At 38.7% G+C, this 26,941-nt stretch carries 23 protein-coding genes; 19 read left to right on the top strand and 4 right to left on the bottom strand.

The genetic code is table 11. The features are described 5' to 3' along the window. The first annotated feature begins 76 nt into the window (after positions 1–76). The 3 genes from pfkA to MKZ25_RS13705 all read left to right on the top strand — a co-directional run bounded on the left by pfkA (position 77) and on the right by MKZ25_RS13705 (position 3,449). Positions 77–1,036, top strand: a complete 960-nt coding sequence (pfkA, locus tag MKZ25_RS13715; protein WP_340802013.1) for a 6-phosphofructokinase — start codon at positions 77–79, stop codon at positions 1,034–1,036. A 28-nt stretch (positions 1,037–1,064) separates the two neighbouring features. Beyond that, on the top strand, positions 1,065–2,825 hold the full coding sequence (gene pyk, locus MKZ25_RS13710; RefSeq protein ID WP_340802012.1) for a pyruvate kinase: 1,761 nt from the start codon (positions 1,065–1,067) through the stop codon (positions 2,823–2,825). Between the two features lie 234 nt (positions 2,826–3,059). After that, complete coding sequence (locus MKZ25_RS13705) at positions 3,060–3,449, top strand: FxsA family protein (RefSeq protein WP_340802010.1); 390 nt, start codon at positions 3,060–3,062, stop codon at positions 3,447–3,449. Here the strand turns inward: MKZ25_RS13705 and MKZ25_RS13700 are convergent. Then, the gene (locus MKZ25_RS13700) at positions 3,433–4,401 is read right to left on the bottom strand and encodes an AI-2E family transporter (protein WP_340802009.1); all 969 of its coding nucleotides are present in this window, start codon (positions 4,399–4,401) and stop codon (positions 3,433–3,435) included. The two genes, MKZ25_RS13705 and MKZ25_RS13700, sit on opposite strands and share 17 nt — an antisense overlap. Before the next feature lie 262 nt (positions 4,402–4,663). On the opposite strand from MKZ25_RS13700, the gene citZ reads away from it, so the two are divergent. From citZ to mdh, 5 genes are all read left to right on the top strand, one after another. Continuing rightward, positions 4,664–5,779: a citrate synthase gene (citZ, locus tag MKZ25_RS13695; RefSeq protein WP_340802007.1), complete on the top strand. Its 1,116-nt coding sequence runs from the start codon at positions 4,664–4,666 to the stop codon at positions 5,777–5,779. A 79-nt stretch (positions 5,780–5,858) separates the two neighbouring features. After that, the gene (gene icd, locus MKZ25_RS13690; protein WP_340802006.1) at positions 5,859–7,121 is read left to right on the top strand and encodes an NADP-dependent isocitrate dehydrogenase; all 1,263 of its coding nucleotides are present in this window, start codon (positions 5,859–5,861) and stop codon (positions 7,119–7,121) included. Between the two features lie 694 nt (positions 7,122–7,815). After that, positions 7,816–8,712: a group II intron reverse transcriptase/maturase gene (ltrA, locus tag MKZ25_RS13685; protein WP_340799763.1), complete on the top strand. Its 897-nt coding sequence runs from the start codon at positions 7,816–7,818 to the stop codon at positions 8,710–8,712. Then, positions 8,616–9,101: a group II intron maturase-specific domain-containing protein gene (locus MKZ25_RS13680; protein WP_340801943.1), complete on the top strand. Its 486-nt coding sequence runs from the start codon at positions 8,616–8,618 to the stop codon at positions 9,099–9,101. The genes ltrA and MKZ25_RS13680 overlap by 97 nt, the downstream gene beginning before the upstream one ends. Before the next feature lie 126 nt (positions 9,102–9,227). Further along, entirely contained in the window at positions 9,228–10,166 is a 939-nt protein-coding gene (mdh, locus tag MKZ25_RS13675; protein WP_340802005.1) for a malate dehydrogenase, read from the top strand. Positions 10,167–10,209: 43 nt separating this feature from the next. Here mdh and MKZ25_RS13670 read toward each other — a convergent pair whose 3' ends face one another. Genes MKZ25_RS13670 through MKZ25_RS13660 form a run of 3 tightly spaced genes read right to left on the bottom strand, consistent with a single transcriptional unit; the run spans position 10,210 to position 12,714 of the window. After that, positions 10,210–10,977, bottom strand: coding sequence for an ABC transporter permease subunit (locus tag MKZ25_RS13670; RefSeq protein ID WP_340802004.1), 768 nt, complete (start codon positions 10,975–10,977; stop codon positions 10,210–10,212). A gap of 11 nt (positions 10,978–10,988) precedes the next feature. Beyond that, positions 10,989–11,927, bottom strand: coding sequence for a sulfonate ABC transporter substrate-binding protein (locus MKZ25_RS13665; protein WP_340802003.1), 939 nt, complete (start codon positions 11,925–11,927; stop codon positions 10,989–10,991). A gap of 13 nt (positions 11,928–11,940) precedes the next feature. Beyond that, positions 11,941–12,714, bottom strand: coding sequence for an ATP-binding cassette domain-containing protein (locus MKZ25_RS13660; protein WP_340802002.1), 774 nt, complete (start codon positions 12,712–12,714; stop codon positions 11,941–11,943). A gap of 361 nt (positions 12,715–13,075) precedes the next feature. On the opposite strand from MKZ25_RS13660, the gene MKZ25_RS13655 reads away from it, so the two are divergent. The 11 genes from MKZ25_RS13655 to nrdR all read left to right on the top strand — a co-directional run bounded on the left by MKZ25_RS13655 (position 13,076) and on the right by nrdR (position 26,924). Beyond that, positions 13,076–13,786 (top strand): response regulator transcription factor, encoded by a 711-nt coding sequence (locus tag MKZ25_RS13655; protein WP_340802001.1) that lies wholly within the window; start codon positions 13,076–13,078, stop codon positions 13,784–13,786. After that, a complete protein-coding gene (pnpS, locus tag MKZ25_RS13650; RefSeq protein WP_340802000.1) occupies positions 13,786–15,324 on the top strand; it encodes a two-component system histidine kinase PnpS in 1,539 nt (512 codons plus the stop codon). Before MKZ25_RS13655 ends, pnpS begins: the two co-directional genes overlap by 1 nt. 268 nt (positions 15,325–15,592) lie before the next feature. After that, positions 15,593–16,564: an FtsH protease activity modulator HflK gene (hflK, locus tag MKZ25_RS13645; RefSeq protein WP_340801999.1), complete on the top strand. Its 972-nt coding sequence runs from the start codon at positions 15,593–15,595 to the stop codon at positions 16,562–16,564. Then, positions 16,561–17,634: a protease modulator HflC gene (hflC, locus tag MKZ25_RS13640; RefSeq protein WP_340801998.1), complete on the top strand. Its 1,074-nt coding sequence runs from the start codon at positions 16,561–16,563 to the stop codon at positions 17,632–17,634. The genes hflK and hflC overlap by 4 nt, the downstream gene beginning before the upstream one ends. 166 nt (positions 17,635–17,800) lie before the next feature. Next, on the top strand, positions 17,801–18,241 hold the full coding sequence (locus MKZ25_RS13635; protein WP_251686508.1) for a DNA polymerase I: 441 nt from the start codon (positions 17,801–17,803) through the stop codon (positions 18,239–18,241). A 413-nt stretch (positions 18,242–18,654) separates the two neighbouring features. Continuing rightward, on the top strand, positions 18,655–20,337 hold the full coding sequence (locus MKZ25_RS13630) for a methyl-accepting chemotaxis protein (RefSeq protein WP_340801997.1): 1,683 nt from the start codon (positions 18,655–18,657) through the stop codon (positions 20,335–20,337). A 541-nt stretch (positions 20,338–20,878) separates the two neighbouring features. Then, positions 20,879–23,509: a DNA polymerase I gene (gene polA / locus MKZ25_RS13625; protein WP_340801996.1), complete on the top strand. Its 2,631-nt coding sequence runs from the start codon at positions 20,879–20,881 to the stop codon at positions 23,507–23,509. 12 nt (positions 23,510–23,521) lie between these two features. After that, positions 23,522–24,394 (top strand): bifunctional DNA-formamidopyrimidine glycosylase/DNA-(apurinic or apyrimidinic site) lyase, encoded by an 873-nt coding sequence (gene mutM / locus MKZ25_RS13620; protein WP_340801995.1) that lies wholly within the window; start codon positions 23,522–23,524, stop codon positions 24,392–24,394. 12 nt (positions 24,395–24,406) lie between these two features. Then, a complete protein-coding gene (coaE, locus tag MKZ25_RS13615; RefSeq protein WP_340801994.1) occupies positions 24,407–25,003 on the top strand; it encodes a dephospho-CoA kinase in 597 nt (198 codons plus the stop codon). Positions 25,004–25,188: 185 nt separating this feature from the next. Continuing rightward, on the top strand, positions 25,189–26,208 hold the full coding sequence (locus MKZ25_RS13610) for a glyceraldehyde-3-phosphate dehydrogenase (RefSeq protein ID WP_340801993.1): 1,020 nt from the start codon (positions 25,189–25,191) through the stop codon (positions 26,206–26,208). A gap of 248 nt (positions 26,209–26,456) precedes the next feature. Next, positions 26,457–26,924, top strand: a complete 468-nt coding sequence (nrdR, locus tag MKZ25_RS13605) for a transcriptional regulator NrdR (protein ID WP_079528369.1) — start codon at positions 26,457–26,459, stop codon at positions 26,922–26,924. Positions 26,925–26,941: the final 17 nt, after the last annotated feature.

Raw genomic sequence — 26,941 nt, 5'->3', positions numbered from 1 at the left:
TTTTCTAGAATAGTTACATATGAGCGTATTTTCTGTTAATGTGGTTAGTAACAGCGTAATAGGAGGAAAAGGTCGTATGAAGAAGATTGCGGTTTTAACGAGTGGTGGAGACGCCCCGGGAATGAATGCTGTTATTCGTGCAGTCGTTCGTAAAGCGAGTTTTCATAATGTAGATGTTGTCGGAGTATATCATGGTTATGAAGGTCTCTATAATGGGAACTTCGAACTTTTAGATATTGGTTCTGTTGGCGATATTATTCAACGAGGCGGAACGAAACTGTACTCAGCACGTTTCCCTGAATTTAAACAGGATGATATTCAAAATAGAGCAATCGAACGCATGAGAGAAGAGGGAATCGAAGGGTTAGTTGTCATAGGCGGGGATGGTACTTATCGTGGAGCCATGCAATTATCAGATAAAGGATTCCCGTGTGTTGGCATTCCCGGTACAATCGACAATGACGTACCTGGTACAGAATATACGATTGGCTTTGATACGGCACTTAATACAGTCGTTGAATCAATCGATAAAATCCGAGACACGGCAACAAGTCATGAAAATACGTTTGTTATTGAAGTAATGGGCCGCGACGCAGGAGACATTGCTCTTTGGGCAGGTTTGGCCGCGGGTGCGGAATCGATTTTAATACCTGAAGAATCGTATGAGCTGGATGATATTGTAACACGTCTTGAGCGTGGGGCAGCTCGTGGAAAGCGCCATAGTATTATTATTGTAGCGGAAGGTGTAATGAATGGTCATAAACTTGCGCAGCTTTTGGAAGAACGTACAGGAATTAAAATTCGTACATCTGTATTAGGTCATATACAACGGGGAGGTTCTCCATCTGCTCGGGACCGCGTTTTAGCAGGTAGATTTGGTGCAAGAGCGGTAGAGCTATTGTTGGAAAACAAAGGTGGAAGAGCCGTTGGCGTGAAAAATCACGCTATAATCGATTATGATTTAAGAAAAGCATTTGAAACAAAGCACCAAGCAGACTTAAGTTTGTATACATTATCAAAAGAGCTTTCAATTTAAAGTGCATAAAAACGGAGATGACAAAACTATGAGAAAAACTAAAATTGTTTGTACTATTGGACCAGCTAGTGAATCACCAGAAATGTTAGAAAAGTTAATTGATGCAGGGATGAATGTTGCCCGTTTAAACTTCTCACACGGTAATCATGAAGAACATGCAAACCGTATTGCTGCAATACGAGATGCAGCAGAACGCATGAAAAAACCGGTTGGAATTTTATTGGACACAAAAGGACCTGAAATCAGAACACACACTATGGAAAACGGTGAGTTGCATTTAGTAACAGGACAAGTAATCGATATTTCAATGACAGAAGTTTTAGGAAATGAATCACGTTTCTCCATCACATATGATCAGCTGATTGAAGACGTAGATCAAAACGATATCATCTTATTGGATGACGGCTTAATCGAATTGCGTGTACTTGCGAAAGATACGGAACATGGGTTGATCCATACAATCGTTGAAAACGCTGGTATTTTAAAGAATAAAAAAGGTGTGAATGTACCGGGCGTTTCTGTGAAATTACCTGGTATTACAGACAAAGATGCAGCGGATATTTTATTCGGTATTGAGCAAGGTATCGATTTCATCGCCGCTTCATTTGTTCGTACAGCAAAGGATGTACTCGAAATTCGTGAGCTGCTGGAACAAAATAACGGCAGCCATATTCAAATTATCCCGAAAATCGAAAACCAGGAAGGCGTTGACAACATCGATGAAATTATCGAAGTTTCAGACGGTTTAATGGTGGCACGTGGGGACTTGGGTGTAGAGATTCCTGCAGAAGAAGTACCACTAGTACAAAAATCATTAATCAGAAAATGTAACCAAGTAGGGAAACCTGTTATTACGGCTACACAAATGCTGGACTCCATGCAACGCAACCCGCGTCCGACTCGTGCAGAAGCATCAGACGTTGCAAACGCAATTATGGATGGTACAGATGCAATCATGCTTTCGGGAGAAACAGCAGCAGGTCTTTATCCGGTAGAGTCAGTAGCGACAATGAACAAAATTGCGATTCGTACTGAAAATGCTCTGGATTACCGTGCAATTGTATCAACACGAAGCCGTGAAAAAGAAGCAAATATGACAGAAGCTATTTCTCAGGCAGTTGCCTATACTTCGATTAACCTTGGTGTAAAAGCAGTATTAGCTCCGACTGAAAGCGGAAATACGGCAAGAATGATTGCAAAATATCGACCGGGTGTATCGATCATCGCAGTTACAAGTCAGCCAAATGTCGCACAGAAATTGACATTAGTATGGGGCGTTAAACCAATTTTAACGCAGCGTGTATCTACAACGGATGAGATTTTAGAGTTATCTGTTGATGAAGCGCTAAAACATGATTTTGTCAGCCATGGAGATGTAGTTGTGATTACTGCCGGTCTTCCTGTGGGTGAAGCAGGCACAACGAACTTAATGAAAGTACATGTAATTGGTGACTTATTGGCACGTGGACAAGGTATTGGTAAACTGTCGGTTGTTGGTAATGCAATTATCGCCAACAATGCAGCAGAAGCATTAGCTTACGAAACAGAAGGAGCAATCATTGTAACAGTTGGCTCTGACCGTGAAATGATGCCGGCGATCGAAAAATGCGCAGGTATTATTACTGAAGAAGGCGGGTTAACTTCCCATGCTGCAGTAGTTGGCTTAAGCTTAGGTATTCCTGTAATTGTCGGTGTAAAAGAAGCAACTACTTTAATTCAGCACGGACAGGAAATCACAATGGATGCCGAAACAGGTGTCATTTACAAAGGACACGCCAGCGTTCTTTAAGATGAATAACCGTAAAATTTAATGGACTACAGCAAAGAGGCTGGGACAGTAAAATGACCGTAAAATAACAGGAAATCCTTTATTAAGAAACGGATATTTTTAACCTCAGCAAAAAACGCTATTTTTTCTCACAGAGAAAAATAGCGTTTTTGGGTTATGTACCAGCCTCTTCTTAAGCTTTTGAAACTTTTTCTTCGCTGTTTCGTATAAAATAGAAGAAGAGGGGGTTCATAAATGAAAAAGATTTTATTTGGATTTCTTGCACTCGTATTCGCGGAAATTGCGGCATTTATCGTAATTGGAAACGCGATCGGTGTTTTTTATACATTGTTATTAATACTTTTCACATCCATTGCAGGACTGTTGATCGCCAAAAAACGCGGTACAAAATCGATACAGGATATTCAGAAAAGCATGCAGCAAGGTCAGCCGCCTGCAGTACCGGTCATTGAAACATTTATGATTTTTGCTGGCGGTATTTTGTTGGCAGTCCCGGGCTTTATAACGGATATTCTTGGATTGTTATTTGTATCTGGTATTACTCGCAACTTATTTAAGCCGGTTATCTTTTACTTTTTACGTAAAAAAATGAAAAGAGGACAAGTTGTTATTTTGCAAAAATAGCATGTTGTTTCACTTTAATGGCAATCATCAGCAGGATCGGACTGAGGATGATACCGTAAAAACCGAATAATAAAACTGAGGCAGCGCTGATCAGAAATGTGTGGATCATACGTAAATGCAACGTATGGGACCAAAGCATGGATTCGGTTAGCTGCCTTATCATTTGTACAGTGAAGTACAGAACCAGGATAGCAATGCCCATTATCGGTTCGTTTACTATAAAATAATAAATAGAAACGGGAATGAGGAAAATTCCGATTCCTAAAAAAGGCAGGCAATCCGCAAAAGCAATTAAAAAAGCTTTAATAACAAATGCTTCAAACTTTAAAAAATAAAACCCTATACATAGCAGGATAAACGTCAGCGTAAACAATTGCATTTCCACTACGATAAAGCGGCCAATAAGCTCCATGCCTTTCTGGAAGTAGCGGGCCCATGTAGTGCGATAAGCTTTCGGAATATAAGCGAAAAACCATAATCGGTTTTTATAGCTTTCCATCAAAGCAAAGTAGAATGTCACAATGAAAATGAAAAATTCAAATATAGATTGAAAACTATTTTTTATAAAATTGATTGTATAGAACAGCAAGTCCCTTATTAAACTTTGTAGTTTTTCTACAATAAATGGAAGGAGCGGATGTTTCATATAAGTGCTGTCCAGTGACAAGAGTGTTGACTGCAGCTGAGGAAGAATGGTGATAAAGCTGTGAATGATGAGCATGATTACCGAGACGACAACCGAAAATAGAAAGACGGAAAGTATGATGACTACGAGAAAGAAAGGCAGTCTAAATTGCTGCTTGAAAAAGAGGAAGACGGGAAATAGTAAGTAAGCGAAAAACAGACCAAAAATAATAGGCGGAATGAAATAAAAAAGGATGAAATAAAGTAAAAGAACGATAACGTTCCTACTTTTTACTAGCCATTGGTTTGTTTTATTTGTATAATCCATTTATCTCACTCCTAATTAATACCTTGATTAACTCATTACAAATTATAAATTCTCTTTTTTGCATGAATTCTATCACATATGTGGTTTTTTCCTAAAATCATACTAATTCATTCACAAAGCCGTCAAAATTGATTATAATGAAATTTGTAAGCGATTTACTTATAGGTTCAATTGAGCAGAACGATATGAGTGTGCGACTTTTTAATAGAGTAAAAAGAAAGCACTTACAAAATTAATTTACTAAGTGAAGGAGCGATTTTTTATGTCAGCAACAAAAGGTTTAGAAGGTATCGTAGCAGCAGAATCGAAAATTTCTTCAATTATCGATGATACACTTACATATGTAGGGTATGGCATCGACGACCTAACTAACAATGCGACTTTTGAAGAAGTAGTATTCTTGTTATGGAACACGCGTTTACCAAACGCTGAAGAATTAGCTAACTTAAAAGAAGAACTAGCTAAAAATATGGAAATTCCAGCGGCAATCACAGATTTATTCAAATCTATGCCTTTAAACACAGTGCACCCAATGGCAGCACTTCGTACAGCGGTATCTATGTTAGGTGCATTTGACGAAGAAGCTGATGTAATGGATGCTGAAGCAAACTACCGTAAAGCAATCCGTTTACAAGCGAAAATTGGTACAGTAGTAACTACTTTTGCACGTGTACGTCAAGGTAAAGAACCAGTTGCTCCAAAACCAGAATTAGGTTATGCAGCAAACTTCTTATATATGCTTAAAGGTGAAGAACCAGCAGCAATCGAAATTGAAGCATTCGATAAAGCATTAATTTTACATGCTGACCACGAATTAAACGCTTCTACATTTACTGCACGCGTATGTGTTGCGACATTATCAGATGTATACTCTGGCGTAACTTCTGCAATCGGCGCATTAAAAGGCCCATTACACGGTGGTGCTAACGAGCAAGTTATGAAAATGTTAACTGAAATCGGTTCAATCGATAAAGTTGAATCTTGGGTTCAAAACAAATTAGATAACAAAGAAAAAATCATGGGCTTCGGTCACCGCGTATACCGTAAAGGCGACCCACGTGCACCTCACTTACGTGTAATGTCTGAAAAGCTTACTAAATTAACAGGCAAACCAGAATTATACGATATGTCAGTGAAAATCCATGACATGATCGTTGAGCAAAAGAAATTACCTGCAAACGTAGACTTCTTCTCAGCATCAGTATATGATTCTTTAGGTATCGAGCATGACTTATTCACACCAATCTTCGCAGTATCTCGTACTTCAGGTTGGGTAGCGCACATTTTAGAGCAATATGCAAACAACCGTCTAATCCGTCCTCGTGCGGAGTATGTTGGTCCAGATATGCAAAAATACGTTCCAATTAACGAGCGCTAATTAAAAAAGTATGTTAAAATATCTAGGACTGTGATTTGACACAGTCCTAGATTTATGATTATTAGGAGGCAAATTTCCAATGACTAACAAAATCGTAGTAGAGAATGGTAAATTAAACGTTCCAAACAATCCAGTTATTCCTTTCATCGAGGGTGACGGTATCGGTCCAGATATCTGGGCAGCAGCATCTCGCGTAATTGACGCAGCTGTAGAAAAAGCTTATAACGGTGAAAAGAAAATCGAATGGTTAGAAGTATTAGCAGGTGAAAAAGCATTCAACAAAACTGGCGAATGGTTACCAGCTGAAACTTTAGAAAAAATCAACGAATACTTAATCGCTATTAAAGGTCCTTTAACAACTCCAATCGGCGGCGGTATCCGCTCTCTAAACGTAGCATTACGTCAAGAGTTGGATTTATATGTTTGCTTACGTCCAGTACGTCACTTTGACGGTGTTCCTTCACCAGTTAAACGTCCAGAAGATGTTGACATGGTAATCTTCCGTGAAAACACAGAAGATATCTACGCTGGTATCGAGTACAAAGCTGGTTCTGACGAGCAAAAGAAATTATTAAACTTCTTACAAAACGAATTAGGCGTTAACAAAATTCGCTTCCCAGAAACTTCTGGTTTAGGGATTAAACCAGTATCTAAAGAAGGTACTGAACGTTTAGTACGCTCTGCAATCGAGTATGCTATTTCTCACAACCGTCCATCAGTAACTTTAGTACACAAAGGTAACATCATGAAATTCACTGAAGGTGGATTCAAACAATGGGGTTACGATGTAGCTGAAGCTGAATTCGGCGACAAAGTATTCACTTGGAACCAATACGATGCAATCAAAGCTGAGCAAGGCGAAGCTGCTGCTAACGAAGCACAATCTAAAGCTGTTGCAGAAGGCAAAATCATCGTAAAAGATTCTATTGCTGATATCTTCTTACAACAAATCTTAACTCGTCCTAACGAGTTTGACGTAGTAGCAACTATGAACTTAAATGGTGACTACATCTCTGACGCATTAGCTGCTCAAGTTGGTGGTATTGGTATCGCTCCAGGTGCTAACATTAACTACTTAACTGGTCACGCTATTTTCGAAGCTACTCACGGTACTGCACCTAAGTATGCTGGACAAGATAAAGTAAACCCATCTTCAGTATTATTATCAGGCGTATTAATGCTTGAGCACTTAGGATGGCAAGAAGCTGCGGACTTAATTACTAATTCAGTTGAGAAAACAATCTCTTCTAAATATGTAACTTATGACTTCGCACGTTTAATGGATGGCGCTACAGAAGTTAAATGTTCTGAATTCGCTTCAAAATTAATCGAAAACTTCTAATTAAAAGTTTTACTCATTTGCCTATATATGTGAAATTATGAACAAATTGTTTAGCAATGAATAATATTGTTATATAATTTTACAATAATGGAAAAGTATTACTTTTGATTTTAGAGTCAAATATTGTTGAAAAGGGAGAGAACATTATGTTTTCTCCCTTTTTTTGGTGTGCCCGGCATGCACAACAGCCTGGTGGTGAAAGTCCACTACAGGCTTGGCAGTAGGAACTGTTAGCGAAAGACAAGGGTGTCCATGGTGACGTGGAATCTGAAGGAAGTCGGACGCAAACTCTCGAACTGACGAACAGAAATCAGATAAAAGGCTGACTTGGGACGGATGAGCTTGCCAAACAAAGCGAAGTCCAATACTGCCCAAATCCCATACAGTAAATCTGGCAGTTACATGAGAGGAAGGCGGTTGTGCTTACCCGGGGAGGTCTCTTGAGGGTTATTCAATTAACAATTTGTTTAGTGATAAATGGATGAATCAAGAGAAGTCAGCAGAAGCCATAGTAGTCTTCGACAAAAGATGAAGGGCCGAACAATCTTTTAAATCTTGAAAGAAACAAGGAGGTGGAGACATCCCGCCAAAACACAGAAAACATCAAGGTATAGACCGAATAGATGGCTACTTATAGAGGGATAAGCTGGAAGCGAAAGAGTATATAAGAGCGTGTAGGGATGTAAACATGGAAATGAAGAAACAAGAAAGTATCAATTTAATTGACAGAATTGCGTCCCATAGAAACCTATGGAATGCATATAAGAAAGTAAAAGGAAATGGAGGAGCACCTGGAATCGATGGTATCACGGTTGATGGACTGAAGGCGCATTTAATAAAATATGAGGAACCATTGAAAAGGAAATTAAAAGATGGTTCCTACCAACCTCAACCAGTGAAACGAGTAGCTATCCCAAAAGCGGATGGCTCCAAACGATATCTAGGTATACCATGTGTATTGGACAGAGTTGTTCAACAAGCCATTCTACAAGTCATCCAACCAATAATTGATCCACACTTTTCAGACAAAAGTTTTGGCTTTCGAAAAGGTCGAAACCAACACCAGGCAATTGCCCTCGCTAAGAAATATTACGAGGAAGGTTATCGAACAGTGGTGGACTGTGACTTGAAAAGTTACTTCGATACGATTCATCACCAGCGACTACGAGCTTATTTGGAAGAATTCATAACAGATAAAATAGTACTTAAGCTAATATGGAAATTCTTACGCTCAGGCATATTGGACAAGGACATCCTCATTGAAACGACAGAAGGTACACCCCAAGGGGGTCCACTCTCTCCAATTCTAGCAAACGTGTATTTAAACAAGCTAGATAGAGAGTTAGAAAAACGAGGACACCGATTCATTCGCTATGCGGATGATTTTGTGATTTATGTAAAGTCACCAAGAGCAGGTGAACGCGTCATGACCAGTGTCAAGAATTTTATCGAAGATGAACTGGGTCTCACAATCAATGAGCAGAAAAGTAAAGTGTGTGGCGCAACAGCAGCTACATTCTTAGGGTTTCATCTACAAAATCTGTCGGGAAAGTGGGATACCGACCAATCAAGTCCGCCAAGAAACGACTAAAAGATAAGCTAAGAATACTGACGAGTCGTAAACGAACAGGGACATTTAGTGAGATTGTGAAAAGAATCAATCAAACAACGGTTGGTTGGATTAATTACTATGGAGTTGCCAACATGAAAACTTTCATCCAAGAATTACAGGGATGGTTAAACCATCGCTTACGTCAATTAATATGGAAACGGTGGAAGCTACCACGAACTAAATATGTGAAATTACGCCAATACGGAATCCAACATGATGAAGCGATGAAAACGGCGCATTCAAGAAAAGGGTACTGGCGAATATCACGAAGCGAGGTTCTACACCAAGCCATTCCAAATAAAAGGCTCGTAAAATGGGGACTGAAAGACCTGTCCCAATTTTACGAGCAAAGATACTCAAAAGGTTGAACCGCCGTATACGGAACCGTACGTACGGTGGTGTGAGAGGTCGGCTAGCCAATTAATGGCTAGCCTCCTACTCGATTATATAATTTTTCATGTGTACAGATAATTACGATGAAGGAGTGGTTCTAGATGACATTAAAACGTAAAAAAGTCTCAGTTATTGGCAGTGGATTTACTGGTGCAACCGCAGCATTTTTAGCAGCGCAGAAAGAATTAGGCGATGTAGTAATTATTGATCTTCCATCAGCAGAAAATCCTACGAAAGGGAAAGCATTGGACATGTGGGAAGCAGCGCCGGTACAAGGTTTTGATTCTTATGTAAAAGGCTCTTCCGATTATGAGGATACAGCAAACTCGGATGTCGTTTTAATAACTGCGGGTGTTGCCCGTAAACCAGGAATGAGTCGTGACGATTTAGTTCAGATTAATCAGGGGGTCATGAAAGCCGTTGCATCAGAAATAGCCCGTACCTCACCTGATGCAACAATCATCGTACTCACAAATCCAGTTGATGCGATGACCTATACAGTATTTAAAGAATCAGGTTTCCCAAAACATCGGGTTATTGGTCAATCCGGTGTATTGGATACTGCCCGTTTCCGCGCATTTATTGCCGAGGAACTGAATGTCTCGGTAAAAGATATATCCGCTCTTGTATTAGGCGGCCACGGGGATACAATGGTGCCTTTAACACGGTATGCTTCGGTTGGCGGCGTTCCTTTACAAAGTTTAATCCCTGCACACCGTTTAGAGGAAATCGTACAGCGTACCCGTGTAGGTGGCGGCGAAATCGTGAATCTGTTAGGTAATGGTTCAGCTTATTATGCACCGGCTGCGGCGATGGTGGAAATGGCAGAGGCAATTTTAAAAGATCAGAAACGAGTATTGCCGGCAATTGCCTATTTAGAAGGCGAGTATGGATATGAAGGAATATACTTAGGTGTTCCGACATTATTAGGTGCCGGGGGTATTGAGAAAATATTCGAACTTGAGCTGACAGAAGATGAAAAAACAGCGCTTGATCAATCTGCAGATGCTGTTAAAGATGTAATGAAAGCACTGAAATAACGAAAAAAGGGCGTTTCGGTTATTACACCGAAGCCCTTTTTGTTTACTGATACACGGGGTTCCATTTCAATAATTTTTTCTCCAATAGTTTTGCGATGGAATCCGCAATCTTTCCTAAAATAGCATATAAAATAATGGCCAATACAACAATATCAAGTTGCATATACTCTCGGGCATTCATCGACATATAGCCGATTCCCGAACTTGCTGCAACCGTTTCTGCAACAATTAAAGTAAGCCACATTATTCCTAATGAGTAGCGGATACCTACTAAAATGGATGGCATTGCACCTAATATAATTACTTTAAAAAACAATTTGTATTTCGAAAGATTATAAATTTTCCCCATTTCGATTAACCGTGGATCAACATTGCGGATGCCATGGTATGTATTGACGTAAATCGGGAAAAATACGCTGATGGCCACTAAGAAAATCTTTCCTTCTTCACCGACACCAAACCATATAATAACTAATGGAATAAGTGCCAAATTCGGAATGTTACGCAGCATTTGAATAGTTGTATCCAAATATCGCTGTGCAAAAGGGACGACTCCGTTTAAAATACCGATTACAAAAGCGATGCTTCCGCCGATCAGGAATCCGATTAAAGCACGTGTTGTACTAATTTGAAGATGTTCAAACAGAACTCCGGAAACGGCTTGTTCATAGCCTGCCTTTACTACATCGGAAGGGGCAGGCAAAATTGTATTAGCAAGGATACCTGTTTTATTCGATACTTCCCATATGACAATAATTAAAATAGGAATGATCCACGGCTCAATCAAATGAATCCATTTTTTCTTCTTCATTATCTCACCTCTTATGGTTTCCAAATATAGTTTTCGAGATTTTCTACAAGATCAGTCGTTAACCCAATGTCATAAAGATCTTCATTTAATCTTTGTAAATCTGCCTGTGCAGCTTCATCCAGATAAGTAGCGACAGATGAACGGCGGGCTAAGCTTGTTACCCAAACATCAGCAGCGATACCTGTATTCTCTTCAAGAATTTCAGCTGCATCGCTTGAATCTGTATCGATGGCTTCACCGACTTTAGATAGTTCTTCCACATAGGCAACTACTGCTTCTTTGTTGGATTCAATAAATTTATCAGATGCATAGTAGAAGCCGCGATGTTCCACAATGCCTTCGCCTGTAGCTAAAATTCGATTGCCTTTACTTTCGGAAACCGTCATATACGGATCCCACGTAACCCAGGCGTCAACCTCACCGTTTTGAAATGCTATCGTCGCATCGGCAGGACTTAAAATAACGGATTCTACATCATCCAGTGTCAGATTAACTGTTTCCAGAGCAGTAACTAGTAAATATTCGGAGATGGAAGCTTTATTGTATGCAATCTTTTTGCCTTTTAATTGTTCGATTGACTGAATTGAGCTATCATTTTTTACTAAAATCCCTTCTGTTTGAGGAGATGATTCTTCACCTGCGATATATTTGAAATTCATACCCTTTGATAATGCCATCATGGAAGGGGCATCACTTGCATTGGCAAAATCAATTGCTCCTGAGTTTAATGCTTCCATAATGGAACTTCCAGTATTGAATTCAGACCATTCCACTGAATAGCCTAATTCTTTTAAACGTGATTCAAGTTCTCCATTCGCCTTTAATAACAATGTAGTCCCGTTTTTTTGATAACCGATTCGAACCTTTTTATTTTCGGCATTCGATGACGAGCACCCGACTAAAATAATAGATAAGATTAAAAGTAAAAAGACAGATAATAGTTTTTTCATTTGTAATGCCTCCTTATATAATTGCCTGTAATTCTTTTTGTTTGATAGGTGTTTCTGTTTTTGTTTGTCGTCCCAATAAATGTTGAAGCAGAATTTCCTCAAGCTCCGCAAATTGCGGATTTGACCGCGTTCTTGGACGAGGAAGTTTTACCGGCAAATCCAAAGCCACGTTCCCGTCCTCGATTAAAATAATTCGATCTGCCAATGTAATTGCCTCTGCCACATCATGTGTCACAAGTAACGATGTATATTTTTGACTTAACCATAATTGTTCAATTAAATTTTGCATTTCCAGTCGTGTCAATGCATCCAAAGCACCAAGCGGTTCATCCAATAATAAAAGTCTCGGCTGTGCACTGAGCGCACGTGCTAATGCAACACGTTGTTTTTGGCCTCCTGACAGTACATGTGGCCACTCTTTTGCACGGTCTTTTAAACCTACGTGTTCAAGTGACTTTAAAGCGAGCGGCTGCCAATCCTTTTTCAACTCTGTGCCAACTCCTACATTTTCTAAAACAGACAGCCATGGGAGTAAACGATCTTCCTGGAACATGACGCGAACACCTGAAAAGTCTTCCTGTTGAATACCGTCCTTTAATGATTCCCCGGCAGTTTTTTGTTCTAAATTAGCAATAATACGAAGAAGCGTACTTTTTCCGCATCCGCTTTTCCCGACGATTGCAACAAATTGTCCTGCGGGAATTGTTAGATTAATATCCTTTAACACTTGTTTTTCACCGAAACTTTTTGTTAAATTTACTAACTCAATATTGATTCCATTTGTCATGGAAGCACCTACTTTCCGTTAAAATACTTAACATATTGAATTACTCGGAATTGTTTTTAAAAAATTTTCACTGTCAATTCATCAACAGCACAAGCAATTTTTCTAAATGTTACCATAATAATAAATATTCAGTCAATAGTGAAAGTAATTTTCCTTATAGAATTAGTAAGAATTAAAGATTGCAGTAGTTAATAATGGATAAATAAGTTGCTGGACAGAGGAATAATTGTACTTTTCAAAAAAAGTTGTTACTATGAACTTAGTGCTCTAATCAGTACATATTTACGAAATAGTTGATAGCCAACCACTGGAAGATTGATTTTGAGATGGGGGTTTCAAATCGATTTTGGAGGAACTTATAATGGTTAAAACAGTTTTAGTAGTAGAAGATGAAATGCCAATTGCAACATTATTAAAATATAACTTGGAACAAGCAGGTTTTGACGTTCTATTGGCCCATGATGGTCAGGCGGGTCTTGATACAGCAGTAGCACAAACACCGGATCTGATTTTATTGGATTTAATGCTGCCAAAACTTGATGGTGTTGAAGTTTGTAAAGAATTACGACGTTTGCGCATCAATATACCGATTATTATGCTGACTGCGAGAGACGATGAATTTGATAAAGTATTAGGTTTGGAGCTCGGTGCTGACGATTATATGACAAAGCCATTCAGCCCGCGTGAAGTAATTGCCCGTGTGAAGGCTGTATTGCGACGTTTTTCTGGACCGGTAGTGGAAGAAACAGTTGAATCGAGTGAAGTTGTCTATTCATTCGGCAATTTAAAAGTTTTCCCTGAACGATTTGAAGCATTTATCGATGAAGAGTCTTTGGAATTCACGCCGAAAGAATTTGAACTCCTCGTTTACTTACTTGAAAATAAAAACCGCGTATTAACGCGAGATCAGTTGCTTAGTGCTGTATGGAACTATGATTTTGCCGGAGATACTCGAATCGTAGACGTACATATTAGTCATCTAAGGGATAAAATCGAAGAAAATAGTCGTAAACCATTGTTTATTAAAACAATCCGTGGTTTAGGTTATAAATTTGAGGAGCCAAAAAAATAATGAACGCAATGAAAAATCGTTTATTTTATTCGTTTATTTTAGTAATTGGGTCAAGTTTAGCTGTTCTAGGGCTGTTCATAGGGCAGCTTTTTCCATTTTTCGCAGATGAGTTTGTCCATGAGGTAACAAAGGATTCTGAACAGCAATTGGAGCAAGTGATCGTTCAGGAACAGATTGAACTTACTGAAACCCAGAAAGAAGCCATTATAGGCACTTATGCAATTGATCGGCATACAGAAGGACTGCAAAGTACAAAGCAAAAAATCTATTTAATTATTGCCGCATTATTATTAGGCGGCTTAGTCATTATGAGCTTTATGGCATACCGTGTTGTGAGCAATTTTATTACACCGATTATTAATATTACGAAAACTGCCAGAGAGCTCTCAAAAGGGAATTATCGTGCTCGCGCTTTTGCGAATGGACCGACTACGATTGTCGAGCTAAGAAATTCAGTTAATATTTTGGCGCGTAATTTACAGGATATTACAAAAACAAGAGCAATTGAAGAAGAGCGTCTGAAAACTTTAATCGAGAATATGGGCAGTGCATTAATGATGATTGACCGCGAAGGCAATATTTCAATTGTGAACAGGAAATTCCAAACATTGTTTGAGCTGCCTAAAGAAAAACTCATTGGCAAGAATTTTATGATGCTCGGATTGCCGAAAGAGCTTGAAAAGTTTATCGATCATGTATTTTTAACAGAATTACCATATCGACAGCAGCTTGAAATGGAAATCGCAAATGAAGAATATTATGAGCAAGTTTACGGAGCGCCGGTTGTTGGGGAACATGGACGCTGGCTGGGTGTCGTAATTGTTATGCATGATATAAGTGAACTTGTGCGATTGGAGCAGATTCGTAAAGATTTCGTAGCGAATGTTTCGCATGAGCTCCGTACACCTATTACATCGATTAAAGGATTTTCCGAGACACTTCTGGACGGTGCATTTAAAGATGAGCAGATGCTGTTATCTTTTTTGACGATTATACATGATGAAAGCAATCGGATTCAGGTGCTCGTCAATGATTTGCTCGAGCTATCAAAAATTGAACGACATGGCTTTACACTCGATGTAGTGCCGACAAAGCTGCAGGATATTTTAGTTCGGGTTGTTGATTTGACAAGCGCGCAATTGGAAAATAAAAATATGCAGTTTGATGTGGAGATAGAGCAGGATGCGGTTATTTTAGGTGATGTCAATCGTCTGATGCAAATTTTTACGAACTTAATTAATAATGCGATTGCCTATTCTAAAGAAGAAACAACCGTTACACTGCGTATTAGTGCCAATGATCAATACGGGATATTTGAAGTGAAAGATGAAGGAATCGGTATTGAAAAAGCGGAGATTTCCCGTATTTTTGAGCGATTTTACAGGGTGGACCGGGCCCGAAGCCGAAATTCGGGGGGGACAGGTCTTGGTTTGTCTATCGTGAAACATTTGATTGAAGCACATAACGGTAAAATCATGGTAGAAAGTGAAGTAGGAAAAGGGACAAGCATTAAAGTATTTCTGCCATTGAAAGATTAAAATTTAACATTATATTTACAAAACATTCAATTGAACTTTATATTGCGGTGTTATAGTTCTTAATAGAAACCCCCGTTTCTAAAAGAAAGTAACGCTTAGCAAAGATTAAAATATTATAATGAAGAAACTGCGCAGAAAAATGAAGGCTTACTGCGCAGTTTTTTCGTGTTTGAAATTTTTGCCTACTCAATTTGAAAAAATATGAAACTTTTACAATTGGTATCCCGTAGAAGTAAGAAGAAATTGAAAAGTAAGGAGGCTTTATACGATGAGTGTAAAAAGAACATTAATGTGGGTAGCACTTATTCTCATGGCTGTTGTAGCAGTTATTGTTGTGACGACATCCTGGTATACAGTAGATGAATCGGAACAGGCAGTAGTGATTACATTTGGTCAAGCGGATGAAACAATACAAGATTCAGGACTTCATTTTAAATTGCCGTGGCCAATTCAGTCTGTAGAGATTTTATCAAAAGAAACATACAGTTTACAGTTCGGCTATAAGCAAAATCCGGATGGAACGGTGGAAACATTCGATAAAGAAACAAAAATGATTACAGGTGATGAAAATATTGTTTTAACAGATCTTGTAGTTCAATGGCGTATTGTTGAGCCAAAAAAATATTTATTTAGTTCACAGGAGCCGCGAACAATTTTACATAATGCGACATCCAGTGCGATACGTTCAATCATTGGCAGCTCGACAATCGATGAGGCATTAACGGATGGTAAAGCGGATATTGAAGCAGAGACACGTGAATTGCTAGTATCGTTAATCGATAAATACGATATTGGTATTGGAGTTTTAGGAGTAAAGCTGCAGGATGTAGAAGTTCCGAATGAGGAAGTACGTGCAGCATTCACAGATGTAACCGATGCACGGGAGACAAAAAATACAAAGATTAACGAAGCTGAAAAGTATGAAAACCAGCGTGTTAGTGAAGCGGTTGGTGAAGCAGCTGCAATTCTTTCAAAAGCAGAAGGTGAAAAGGCTACGCGTATCGAGCAAGCGACAGGTGAAGTAGCGCTATTTAACCAGCTTTATGATGAATACCGACTGAATAAGGATATTACACGTGAACGATTAGTGCTCGAAACATTGGAGGCAGTTTTACCGAATGCCCAAATTTATATTATGAATGATGACGGCAGTGGTACGATGAAGTACTTGCCGATTCAGCCAATGCAAACGACACCTCCTTCTACAGAAGAGAAAAAAGAAGGGAGCAAAAGTGAATGAGTAACAACAAAAATAATTTTGATGGCGATTTAGATGAATTTGTGAAAAAACTGTTCGGCAACAAAAAAGGATCGAAAGAAGTTAAGGAAGTACCGAAAGCAAATGATTCTGATCAACAAGTAAATAATGGTGAGACAAAAGCCAAAAAAGCACCTACACCATTAAAGAAAGATAAAAAGCCGATAAATGTAAAGCAATGGGTATCTTCTGCAATTGTATTAACTGTTGTATTTGCTGTATTAATCATCGTATTTGCGAATCTGTATATCGTAAAAGAAAACGAATATAAAGTAGTTCGCCAGTTCGGGGAAGTAGTGAAGTACGAAAGTGAACCTGGACTTCATATGAAAATCCCGTTCATTCAAAGTGTGACGACTCTTCCAAGCAATTTAATGACACATGATATGACAGAAGAAGAGATCAGTACGAAGGATAAAAAGCGAATTATAATCGATAACTATACGGTTTGGCGTGTTACGGATCCAAAGGCGTTAATTTCAAATGCCGGACAGTTGCTGAATGCGGAGAATCGTATGGAGGAATTCATTTATTCGGCACTTCGTACAGAGTTCGGTCAGACGGAATACGGCGATATTATTAATGAAAAAGATTCGAAACGCGGGAATATTAATGACCGTGTTACACAGCGTGTCAATGAGTTAATCGATTCAGCCAATTTCGGTATTGAAGTAATTGATGTCCGTATTCGCCGTACGGATTTACCGGAGGAAAACGAGCAGTCTGTTTATACAAGAATGGTTTCGGAACGTCAATCGATTGCGCAAAAGTATCTTTCTGAAGGGGATGCGGAAAAGCGCAGTAAAGAGGCAAAAACAGATCAGGAAGTACAGGTAACACTTGCGAAAGCAAATAAAGAAGCATCTGTCATCCGTGCAGAGGGTGAAGCACAGGCTGCACAAATCTATAATGCCGCTTACTCGAAAGACCCGGAATTCTACAGTCTATTCAGAACGTTGGAATCATACAAGAAAACAATCGGCAATGAGACAATGATTATTATCCCGTCAGACTCGCCATATGCTAAACTTTTATCCGGTCAATTGGATTAAAATATGTGAAGGCCATTTGGAATGTAACCGTTCCAAATGGCTTTTTCTTTGTGTGGAAAAAATTACATTATTTAACTTCATTAAATTTTCAAATTATATTATTGGAAACTATTATTTTACTGTTATACTATAGTATAGTTAGTTCATACAGGGGGAGTGGCGAAGTTTGAGTAAAGTAATACAGAATAGTTTAATCGCTTTTATTATGGCAACATCTGTAACGGCGCTTTTTTATCAATCTAATATTAATTTCGTGAAGGTGGAAATTTTTCATATACCAATTTTATTTATTGCTATTTTAGTATTAAGTTTATTTATTGCAGAAGATGTACGGGATTCATTCAAAAAAGTATTATGGTTTGAAAAACGTGAAGATAAACGACCAATTTGGCAAGTAGGTATTGGCATGATCTTTTATTTCACACAGATTGGATTCGTAGAAGTATTTGCGCGCGGGTTAATGCCATACGATTTAGGCGGGATGCCGATGTATGTCATCATTCCATTTTTAAATGCATTTTTATTAACGGTTATTTTTGAAGAAATTTTTTATAAAGAAGAAAAAAACGGTGTACATGTTGTGAAGTTCAAAAATAAAATTAAATAGATAATTAGACCGCGGGGGATTTTATCCCATGCGGTTTTTTTTATAACAAGATTATTTAAAGAAATTGAAAATAAATAGGCAAATTTAAAAAAATGTGTATAATATAACAAGCATAGTCATTTGTGCATAGAATAAAATGATTTTTTTTAGGGTAAAAATACTTATATATTCAGAAAAATTAGGTAATAATGCGTGTTTTTTCATTAATGATCCATACATAGAAGTTGTCGTATTCCTTACGAGCAGGGCGCGACGTTTGCTGTCATTTTCTTTTGTAGTGAATCACTGGCACAAAATGACTATATCTTATTATGAAATATGTAGAAAAAGAAGAAAACTTGTATGCGAATAACTAAATTTGGGGGGGACGCTTGGTTAAAACAATTTCATAATTGTTTTGAAGAGCAAGATAAATGTTAAAAAAATTTAATTCAGTAAAAACCAGAATTTTATTAGGAATTTTAGTACCGATTATTTTGTTAGGTATTGTTTTTAGTTCGGTTCTATTCTTGGTATCCAGCAATTTGATCAATAATCAGATCATTCCGCAGCATAATCAAAACTTATTGTTGAGTATGGAAAAATTCAGTACGCTTTTTGACACGGGTATAGTGAATGATGCTAAGAAAAACAAGGCTTCATATGAAAAATTACTGGCATTCACAACCGATTTCCAAAATGAGTTTGATTTGGAAAATGCCTATATTATGAGTAAAGTCGACGGAGAGGAAGTTATTCTCGTATTGGGGAATTCGGAAGATTACCTGACACCGCTTCCTTTTACAGAAGATCAGACAGCAGCACTTTCCACAACGGAAATAGTGGCGAGCGATATTTATGAAGATGATTATGGTAAACATCAATCAACCTTTCTTCAAATTCCCGGGACGGATTCTGTTCTGGGATTGGATGCGGATGCAGATTTTGTTGATGAATTGAATAGATTGTTAATTACAATTATTTTTGCTTCACTGCTTGCTGCATTGATTATAGGTTCAATTATAGCGGTTATCGTTTCAAACAAAATTGTGAATCCTTTAAATCAGCTTTTAAATCACACTGAAATTGTGGCACAGGGTGATTTATCCAAACAATTGGAAGTTCATAATCATGACGAAATCGGTCGTTTATCGACTAGCTTCTCGGATATGCAGTCGCAATTGAGAGAGACTATCTATCATGTAGTCGACACATCCGATCATGTCGAGGAAGGTTCTTCGATTTTGAAAGAAACGGTCGAACAGTTAACAGTTACATCGAATCAGGTATCGGGCGCGATTCAGGAGATTGCTTCTAGCACTGAGTTGATTACAGAAGGTGCTGTTCAAAACCGGGTGGCAGTAGAACAGATTGCGTTTAAAATTGCAGAAATTTCTAATGTCACGAAAATAGTGGCACAGGAGGCGATAGATACCAATACTGTCGCAACACAAGGAATAGAAGTTATTCATAAGTCTGTTGCAGGAATCGAAACAATTAATGAAACGGCAAAAATGTCATTAATGAAAACAGAACAAATGAATAGCCGTTCTTTAGAAGTTGGTAAAATCACGAAAATTATTTCAAGTATTTCAGATCAAATCAACTTACTTGCGTTAAATGCGGCAATCGAAGCGGCTAGAGCCGGGGAATACGGGAAGGGGTTCGCAGTAGTAGCGGATGAAGTTCGTTCATTGGCAGAACAATCAGCGAATTCGGCGAGCGACATTACGACGTTGATTAATGAAATGCAGAAAGACTCAAATGAATCTGTTGTTGCAATTAATAATGTAGTGACAAAAATCGAGCAGGAAAGCATTACGATCTATTCGGCTGTTGAAACATTTAATACAATTTCTAAATTAGTGGATAATATGAAAAATGAAATTCAAAATGTAACCGATGCATTCCAAGGCATCGCAACGGACTCTAATCTGGTACTTGAAACAACGGATGTAACGGTTCAGTCATTGGAAGAATCCAATGAGCATTCTCAAAGTATTGCTGCATCAATAGAAGAACAGACAGCATCGACTGAAGAAATGCTGAGTATCGCACACGAATTGAATGAAATGATTATTAAGTTAAAAGGACAAATTAATCACTTCAAAATATAAAGATTTTCTTTAATTGTATAAATAACTTCTAGACTAAATGAACTTAATCCAATGATGGAAAAATCCAGATTATGCTATATTGCATTCATCTGGATTTTTTCTTTTTAGTCGGGGAATACATGTTTTGGAAGGTTTCCGTTTGTAGAAGGATTATAAGGTGAAGTTTTAGATGATATGAGTCATTGCGACTAGAGGATATTGCCTGCTGATGCCCAAGTCCTTTGGAGCGACAGTCGCTTAGTGTCCTGCTTAATTGTGGCGAATATGAATTTTATTGAAGAAGAAATTGCGTTTATGTTGGCAATTCACCGCAATAATCGCTAAAGTAGAAGGAGAACATACAATCGTAATGTAACTTCTTTCGGTGCGTTTTGAACACACGCCAGAAGTTGATGCCTCCGGTTGGAGCAACAGATTCGGCAAAGAGTATTTAAAAGAAAATCAGGTTAGAAGCGCCGGACGACTGATTCGTATCCTGCAAACCTGACTCGAATCTGAGCGTAATCACACCGAGGTGAAATTGATTAATGGAGGAACGCGCATGACAAAACAAAAATTGCTTTTATTAGATGGAAACTCATTGGCTTATCGCGCCTTTTTTGCATTGCCGCTGCTGACGAATGACAGTGGAATTCATACAAATGCGACTTACGGATTTACGACAATGCTGCAAAAAATTATCGGTGAGGAAAATCCGACACAAATGCTTGTTGCGTTCGATGCCGGCAAAACGACTTTTCGTCATGAATCATTCGGTGAATATAAAGGGGGACGTCAAAAAACTCCGCCAGAGCTTTCCGAACAATTCCCTTATATTCGAAAGCTGATTGATGCGTATAAGATTAAACGCTATGAGCTGGAAATGTACGAAGCAGATGACATTATCGGAACACTGGCGAAACAGGCTGCCGCACAAGGGATGGAAGTTATCGTTGTTTCAGGGGATAAGGATTTAACGCAGCTCGCAACAGAGGATGTCACAGTATATATTACCCGTAAAGGGATTACCGATATCGAAAAATATACACCAGCACATATTGAAGAAAAGTATGGACTGACGCCGGAGCAAATTATCGATATGAAAGGGCTTATGGGCGATCAATCGGATAATATTCCGGGTGTACCGGGCGTTGGTGAAAAAACAGCGATTAAATTATTAAAGGAACACGGTACGATTGAAAAACTATATGAAGCGATGGATACATTGAAAGCTTCGAAAATGAAAGAAAAACTGATAGATAATGAAGAAATGGCGCACTTATCAAAAAAGCTTGCGACAATTCATACAGATGTACCGCTTACGATTAAACTGGATGATTTAGCTTATTCAGGTCCGGATGAGGAATCACTTCTTGATGTATGGCAGGAGCTTGGCTTTAAATCATTAATCGAAAAGAGCGATTTTGAAGCAGTGGAAACGGAACAAGCTGAATTAGTATTTGAAAATGTGCAGGCTATTACGGCCGACATGTTAAAAGATACGATGGCGATCCACCTGGAGTTGGAAAATGAACATTACCATAGCTGTAATGCTCTCGGTTTAGCCTTGGCAGACGGGGAACGTACGGTATATACAGCGATTGATAATGTGATTGATAATGCTGAGTTAAAAGCATGGCTACAAGATGAAACAAAGAAGAAATACATTGTAGACAGCAAAGCGACACAAGCAATGCTCCATCGTTTAGGGATTGAGCTAAAAGGTGTGGAGTTTGATTTATTGTTAGCTTCATACATTTTAAAGCCTTCGATTTCAGGTGATGATGTTGCAACACTTGCAAAAGAGTTCGGTTATCAGGACGTTCAGTCCAATGAAGCAATTTACGGGAAAGGGGCAAAGTGGATTGTTCCTGGGGCAGATCATGTAGCTGAACATGTAAGCAGAAAAGCCGTGGCAGTTTGGAAGCTGCAGCCAGTTTTAGAGCAAAAGCTGAAGGAAAATGAACAGTTTGAATTATACAAAAATCTGGAGCTGCCGCTTGCACATATTTTAGGAAAGATGGAGAGTGAAGGGATAACGGTCAATATCGGTACATTGCGTCAAATGGGTGATGAACTGAAGGCGAAGCTTGAAGTAATGGAAGCGACAATTTATGAGCTGGCAGGCGAGAAATTCAATATTAATTCACCGAAACAGCTTGGTGTCATTTTGTTTGATAAGCTTGGCTTACCTGTCATTAAAAAGACGAAAACAGGATATTCAACAGCTGCCGATGTGCTGGAGAAGCTGCAGTCCGAGCATGATATTGTAAAGCATATTCTGGAATACCGAACAATCGCAAAACTGAAGTCAACGTATATTGAAGGGTTGATTAAAGAAGTTCATGAAGAGGATTCCAAAGTGCATACCCGTTTCCAGCAGGCATTAACTTCAACAGGGCGTTTAAGCTCAACAAACCCGAATTTACAAAATATCCCGATTCGCCTGGAAGAAGGGCGTAAAATTCGAAAATCATTTGTTCCGTCAAAAAAAGACTGGATTCTGTTTGCTGCTGACTATTCTCAGATCGAACTGCGTGTATTGGCTCATATGTGCGGTGATGAAGCGCTTGTGGAGGCATTCCAGCAAGGAATGGACATCCATACGCGTACGGCAATGGATGTGTTTGATCTTGAAAACCCGGACGATGTGACAAGCTTAATGCGTCGCACAGCAAAAGCTGTAAACTTTGGAATCGTATATGGAATCAGTGATTATGGCTTATCGCAAAGCCTTGATATTACACGTAAAGAAGCGGCAATTTTTATCGAAAACTACTTGCAAAGCTTCCCGGGTGTAAAAAACTATATGGACACAAGTATTGAAGAGGCCAAAAAAGCCGGCTTCGTTACAACGATTTTAAATCGCCGCCGCTACTTGCCGGACATCACAAGCTCGAACTTCAATTTAAGAAGTTTTGCGGAGCGTACTGCGATGAACACACCGATCCAAGGAAGTGCAGCGGATATTATTAAAAAAGCAATGATTGACATGAATGCTCGTCTTGAACAAGAAGGATTACAGACGAAGCTATTATTGCAAGTACACGATGAGCTTATTTTTGAAGCACCAAAAGAAGAAGTTGAAATTTTAGAACGTATCGTACCTGAAGTTATGGAAAATGCAATTAAGTTAAGTGTGCCGTTAAAGGTTGAGTTTTCATATGGTCCTACATGGTACGATGCGAAATAAGGAGTACCATTTATGCCGGAATTACCAGAAGTAGAAGGGGTCGTACGTGATTTACGACCAATCGTAGAAGGGAAAACGATTGAATCTGTCTCTTTATCGGATGTCGTTTATACATCACATGAAGCAGGTAAACAGGCGATTGTAAAAAATGCAAAGCCTTCACAATTTGAACTATTAGTACGCGATATGACAATCGATAAACTGGAGCGCAGATCGAAATATATATTCTTTCATCTCAAGAAAAATGATGAACGTTTTATATTAGTGAATCATTTAGGTATGAGTGGCGCATGGTTTGTTGTGAATGATGTGCTGGAAATAACAGAAGAAAAATTCCGTAAGCATATTCATGCGATATTCACATTGGCAAGCGGAGAGCTGCTTGTCTATGCTGATATCCGCCGTTTTGGCGAACTGCGCTTTATTAAGGAAATTGCCGACCATCCTCCATTGTTAAAAATGGCGCCGGAGCCATTTGATAAAATCGCCTGTGATTTTTTCCTTATGCAAAGCGAAAAACCGAAGTTCTCAAAGAAACCGATTAAGGAAGTCATCATGGACGGCCAGGTGATTTCCGGTTGCGGCAATATTTATGCAACCGAAGCATTGTTCAAAATGCTTATTCATCCGGGGAAAATAACAAGTGAGTTAAGTCGTGAGCAAAAGACGAAACTCTTTCATGTCATTTGTGATGTGTTGCAGGAAAGCATTGATTCGGGCGGATCGACAATTTCGGATTACCGCAGTATTAATGGCGGTGCAGGGACAATGCAGCATCGGCTGAAAATGTATGGAAAAAAGCAATGTGTTGCATGTGAAACAAATACAGAATCGATCGTCATCGCGGGAAGAACATCGACATATTGTCCGCAATGTCAAAAGTAAAGGGGAATTGCTGTGATTATTGGGTTAACAGGTAGTATTGCCAGCGGAAAGAGCACAGTTGCAAAAATGATTGAGTCATACGGATTGCCAATCGTTGATGCAGATGTAGTAGCACGAAAAGTCGTCGAGCCTGGCACACCGACATTAAAAAAGATTGCAGAAGCATTCGGACCGGAAGTCATAGCACAGGATGGTTCAATGGATAGGGCAAAAGTGGGTAGTATGATTTTTCATAATGAAGAAATGCGAAAAACTTTAAACGGCATCATACATCCGGCTATTCGTGAAGAAATGCTGCGTCAGCGTGATGAGTTTATCTCGTTTGGCGAAAAAAATATTTTCATGGATATTCCGCTGTTATTTGAAAGTAAGCTGGAACATTTCGTTGAAAAAATTATTGTTGTTTCCGTAAACAAAGAGGTGCAGCTGAAGCGCTTAATGGAACGAAACGGCTTTACGGAAGAAGAAGCAAACGCCCGTATTGCAACACAGATTCCAGTCAAAGAAAAAGAGAAGTTAGCTGATGCGGTTATACATAATAACTGCACGCTGGAAGATACAGCTATTCAGCTTCAAAATATTTTGTATGAGTGGAATGTACTGAAGTAAAATAATAACCTCAACAAATTTTATTAAAAAGTTGGTTGAGGTTTTAATTTTGCGGGTATGTATTATCTGAAAATAACAAATTTAATTTAGTGTATTAAATATGTTCACCTTTTTAGAAAATGTGTTATACTAATCATCGAATAAATAAAATGAATGAATCGTACTTTTAGGAGGATTTAAATAATATGACAGTTTCTATTGCAATTAATGGTTTTGGCCGCATTGGTCGTATGGTGTTCCGACAAGCAATGATGCGCGGTGACGTGAATATCGTAGCAGTGAACGCAAGCTATCCATCTGAAACGTTAGCACATTTAATTAAGTATGACACAAATCATGGAATGTTCCCTGGAACTGTTGAAGCAGTCGAAGGTGCCTTAATTGTAAATGGCAAACGTGTTGAATTAGTTAGTGAACGTGATCCATTAAAATTACCATGGGCTCAAATGGGTGTTGATATCGTAATTGAAGCAACTGGTAAATTCAATGACCGTGATAAAGCAGCAAAACATATTGAAGCTGGCGCGAAAAAGGTTATTTTAACTGCTCCTGGTAAAAATGAAGATATTACGGTTGTTTTAGGTGTAAATGACGATAAGTTGGATTTAACAAAGCATGATGTCATTTCAAATGCATCTTGTACAACAAACTGTTTAGCTCCTGTAGCAAAAGTATTAAACGATGAGTTCGGTATTGTAAACGGTTTAATGACAACGGTTCACGCTTACACAAACGATCAAAATAACATTGATAATCCTCACAAAGATTTACGTCGTGCACGTAACTGTGGATCATCAATCATCCCTACTTCAACTGGTGCGGCAAAAGCATTGCGTCTTGTATTACCGGAATTGGACGGGAAAATCCACGGTATGGCATTACGTGTGCCAACACCAAATGTTTCTTTAGTAGATTTAGTTGTAGATGTAGAAAAAGATGTAACAGTAGAAGAAGTAAATGCAGCATTTAAAGCGGCAGCTGAAGGCAAAATGAACGGTATTTTAAACTTCTCTATGGAACCATTAGTGTCTTCTGACTACAATACAACAACATACTCATCTACTGTAGACGGTTTAACTACGATTGTATTAGGTGACCGTAAAGTGAAAGTCATCGCCTGGTATGATAATGAGTGGGGTTACTCTGCTCGCGTAGTAGACTTAACGAAAAAAATTGCAAATGAATTAGCTGTAGTAAATGCATAATTTATTGCTTTATTAAGTGTGGTTGTTCATTTTAAAAAGGCATAAGCACGCGCCTTAATGATACAGAAAGAACCTTTTGCAGAAAGTAAATTATTTTTGCAAAAGGCTTTTTCTATTGTGTGAAGCAACAATGCACTATATAATTGAATGACTTTCCATTGGAAAATTTCAACGCGCGTGAAGCACTATTTCAAGCGCGTTGTTTTTGTTATAATAGGATTAAACTAACTTTTAGGAGAAATTATTATATGAGATGTCCAGCTTGTCAATACAATGGGACACGCGTTGTAGACTCAAGACCTGTTGATGATAATAAAGAAATTCGCAGACGTCGTGAATGTGAATCATGTGCCTTTCGCTTTACGACATTTGAAAAAATTGAAGAAACCCCGTTAATCGTTGTGAAAAAGGATGGCTCACGCGAGGAGTTCAGCCGTGAAAAAGTATTGCGAGGACTAATTCGCGCATGTGAAAAACGGCCGGTTGCATTAGAACAATTAGAGGAGATCGTTCTTTCAATTGAAAAAGAACTGCGCCGATTAGGTAATGCGGAAGTACGCTCGGAAGATGTCGGGGAGATGGTAATGGATCGACTTGCGAAAATTGATGAAGTAGCCTATGTACGTTTCGCATCTGTTTACCGCCAATTTAAAGATATTACTGTATTTATTGAGGAACTGAAAGAAATCATGACCCGTCAGTCAAACGACAAATAAGTGTTAGGAGGGATAAA

Source organism: Solibacillus sp. FSL W7-1464 (genome assembly GCF_038004425.1).
GTDB lineage: Bacteria > Bacillota > Bacilli > Bacillales_A > Planococcaceae > Solibacillus.
This window is presented reverse-complemented; position numbering and strand designations above follow the sequence as displayed.

Excerpts from the sequence above, each read along its gene's own strand:
- mutM (WP_340801995.1), top strand. The coding sequence starts at position 23,522 with ATGCCGGAATTACCAGAAGTAGAAGGGGTCGTACGTGATTTACGACCA.
- nrdR (WP_079528369.1), top strand. The coding sequence starts at position 26,457 with ATGAGATGTCCAGCTTGTCAATACAATGGGACACGCGTTGTAGACTCA.
- polA (WP_340801996.1), top strand. The coding sequence starts at position 20,879 with ATGACAAAACAAAAATTGCTTTTATTAGATGGAAACTCATTGGCTTAT.
- pnpS (WP_340802000.1), top strand. The coding sequence starts at position 13,786 with ATGAACGCAATGAAAAATCGTTTATTTTATTCGTTTATTTTAGTAATT.
- MKZ25_RS13700 (WP_340802009.1), bottom strand. The coding sequence starts at position 4,401 with ATGGATTATACAAATAAAACAAACCAATGGCTAGTAAAAAGTAGGAAC.
- MKZ25_RS13665 (WP_340802003.1), bottom strand. The coding sequence starts at position 11,927 with ATGAAAAAACTATTATCTGTCTTTTTACTTTTAATCTTATCTATTATT.
- MKZ25_RS13630 (WP_340801997.1), top strand. The coding sequence starts at position 18,655 with ATGTTAAAAAAATTTAATTCAGTAAAAACCAGAATTTTATTAGGAATT.
- hflC (WP_340801998.1), top strand. The coding sequence starts at position 16,561 with ATGAGTAACAACAAAAATAATTTTGATGGCGATTTAGATGAATTTGTG.
- mdh (WP_340802005.1), top strand. The coding sequence starts at position 9,228 with ATGACATTAAAACGTAAAAAAGTCTCAGTTATTGGCAGTGGATTTACT.
- MKZ25_RS13655 (WP_340802001.1), top strand. The coding sequence starts at position 13,076 with ATGGTTAAAACAGTTTTAGTAGTAGAAGATGAAATGCCAATTGCAACA.
- citZ (WP_340802007.1), top strand. The coding sequence starts at position 4,664 with ATGTCAGCAACAAAAGGTTTAGAAGGTATCGTAGCAGCAGAATCGAAA.
- pfkA (WP_340802013.1), top strand. The coding sequence starts at position 77 with ATGAAGAAGATTGCGGTTTTAACGAGTGGTGGAGACGCCCCGGGAATG.
- hflK (WP_340801999.1), top strand. The coding sequence starts at position 15,593 with ATGAGTGTAAAAAGAACATTAATGTGGGTAGCACTTATTCTCATGGCT.
- icd (WP_340802006.1), top strand. The coding sequence starts at position 5,859 with ATGACTAACAAAATCGTAGTAGAGAATGGTAAATTAAACGTTCCAAAC.
- MKZ25_RS13705 (WP_340802010.1), top strand. The coding sequence starts at position 3,060 with ATGAAAAAGATTTTATTTGGATTTCTTGCACTCGTATTCGCGGAAATT.
- MKZ25_RS13660 (WP_340802002.1), bottom strand. The coding sequence starts at position 12,714 with ATGACAAATGGAATCAATATTGAGTTAGTAAATTTAACAAAAAGTTTC.
- MKZ25_RS13670 (WP_340802004.1), bottom strand. The coding sequence starts at position 10,977 with ATGAAGAAGAAAAAATGGATTCATTTGATTGAGCCGTGGATCATTCCT.
- MKZ25_RS13610 (WP_340801993.1), top strand. The coding sequence starts at position 25,189 with ATGACAGTTTCTATTGCAATTAATGGTTTTGGCCGCATTGGTCGTATG.
- pyk (WP_340802012.1), top strand. The coding sequence starts at position 1,065 with ATGAGAAAAACTAAAATTGTTTGTACTATTGGACCAGCTAGTGAATCA.
- ltrA (WP_340799763.1), top strand. The coding sequence starts at position 7,816 with ATGAAGAAACAAGAAAGTATCAATTTAATTGACAGAATTGCGTCCCAT.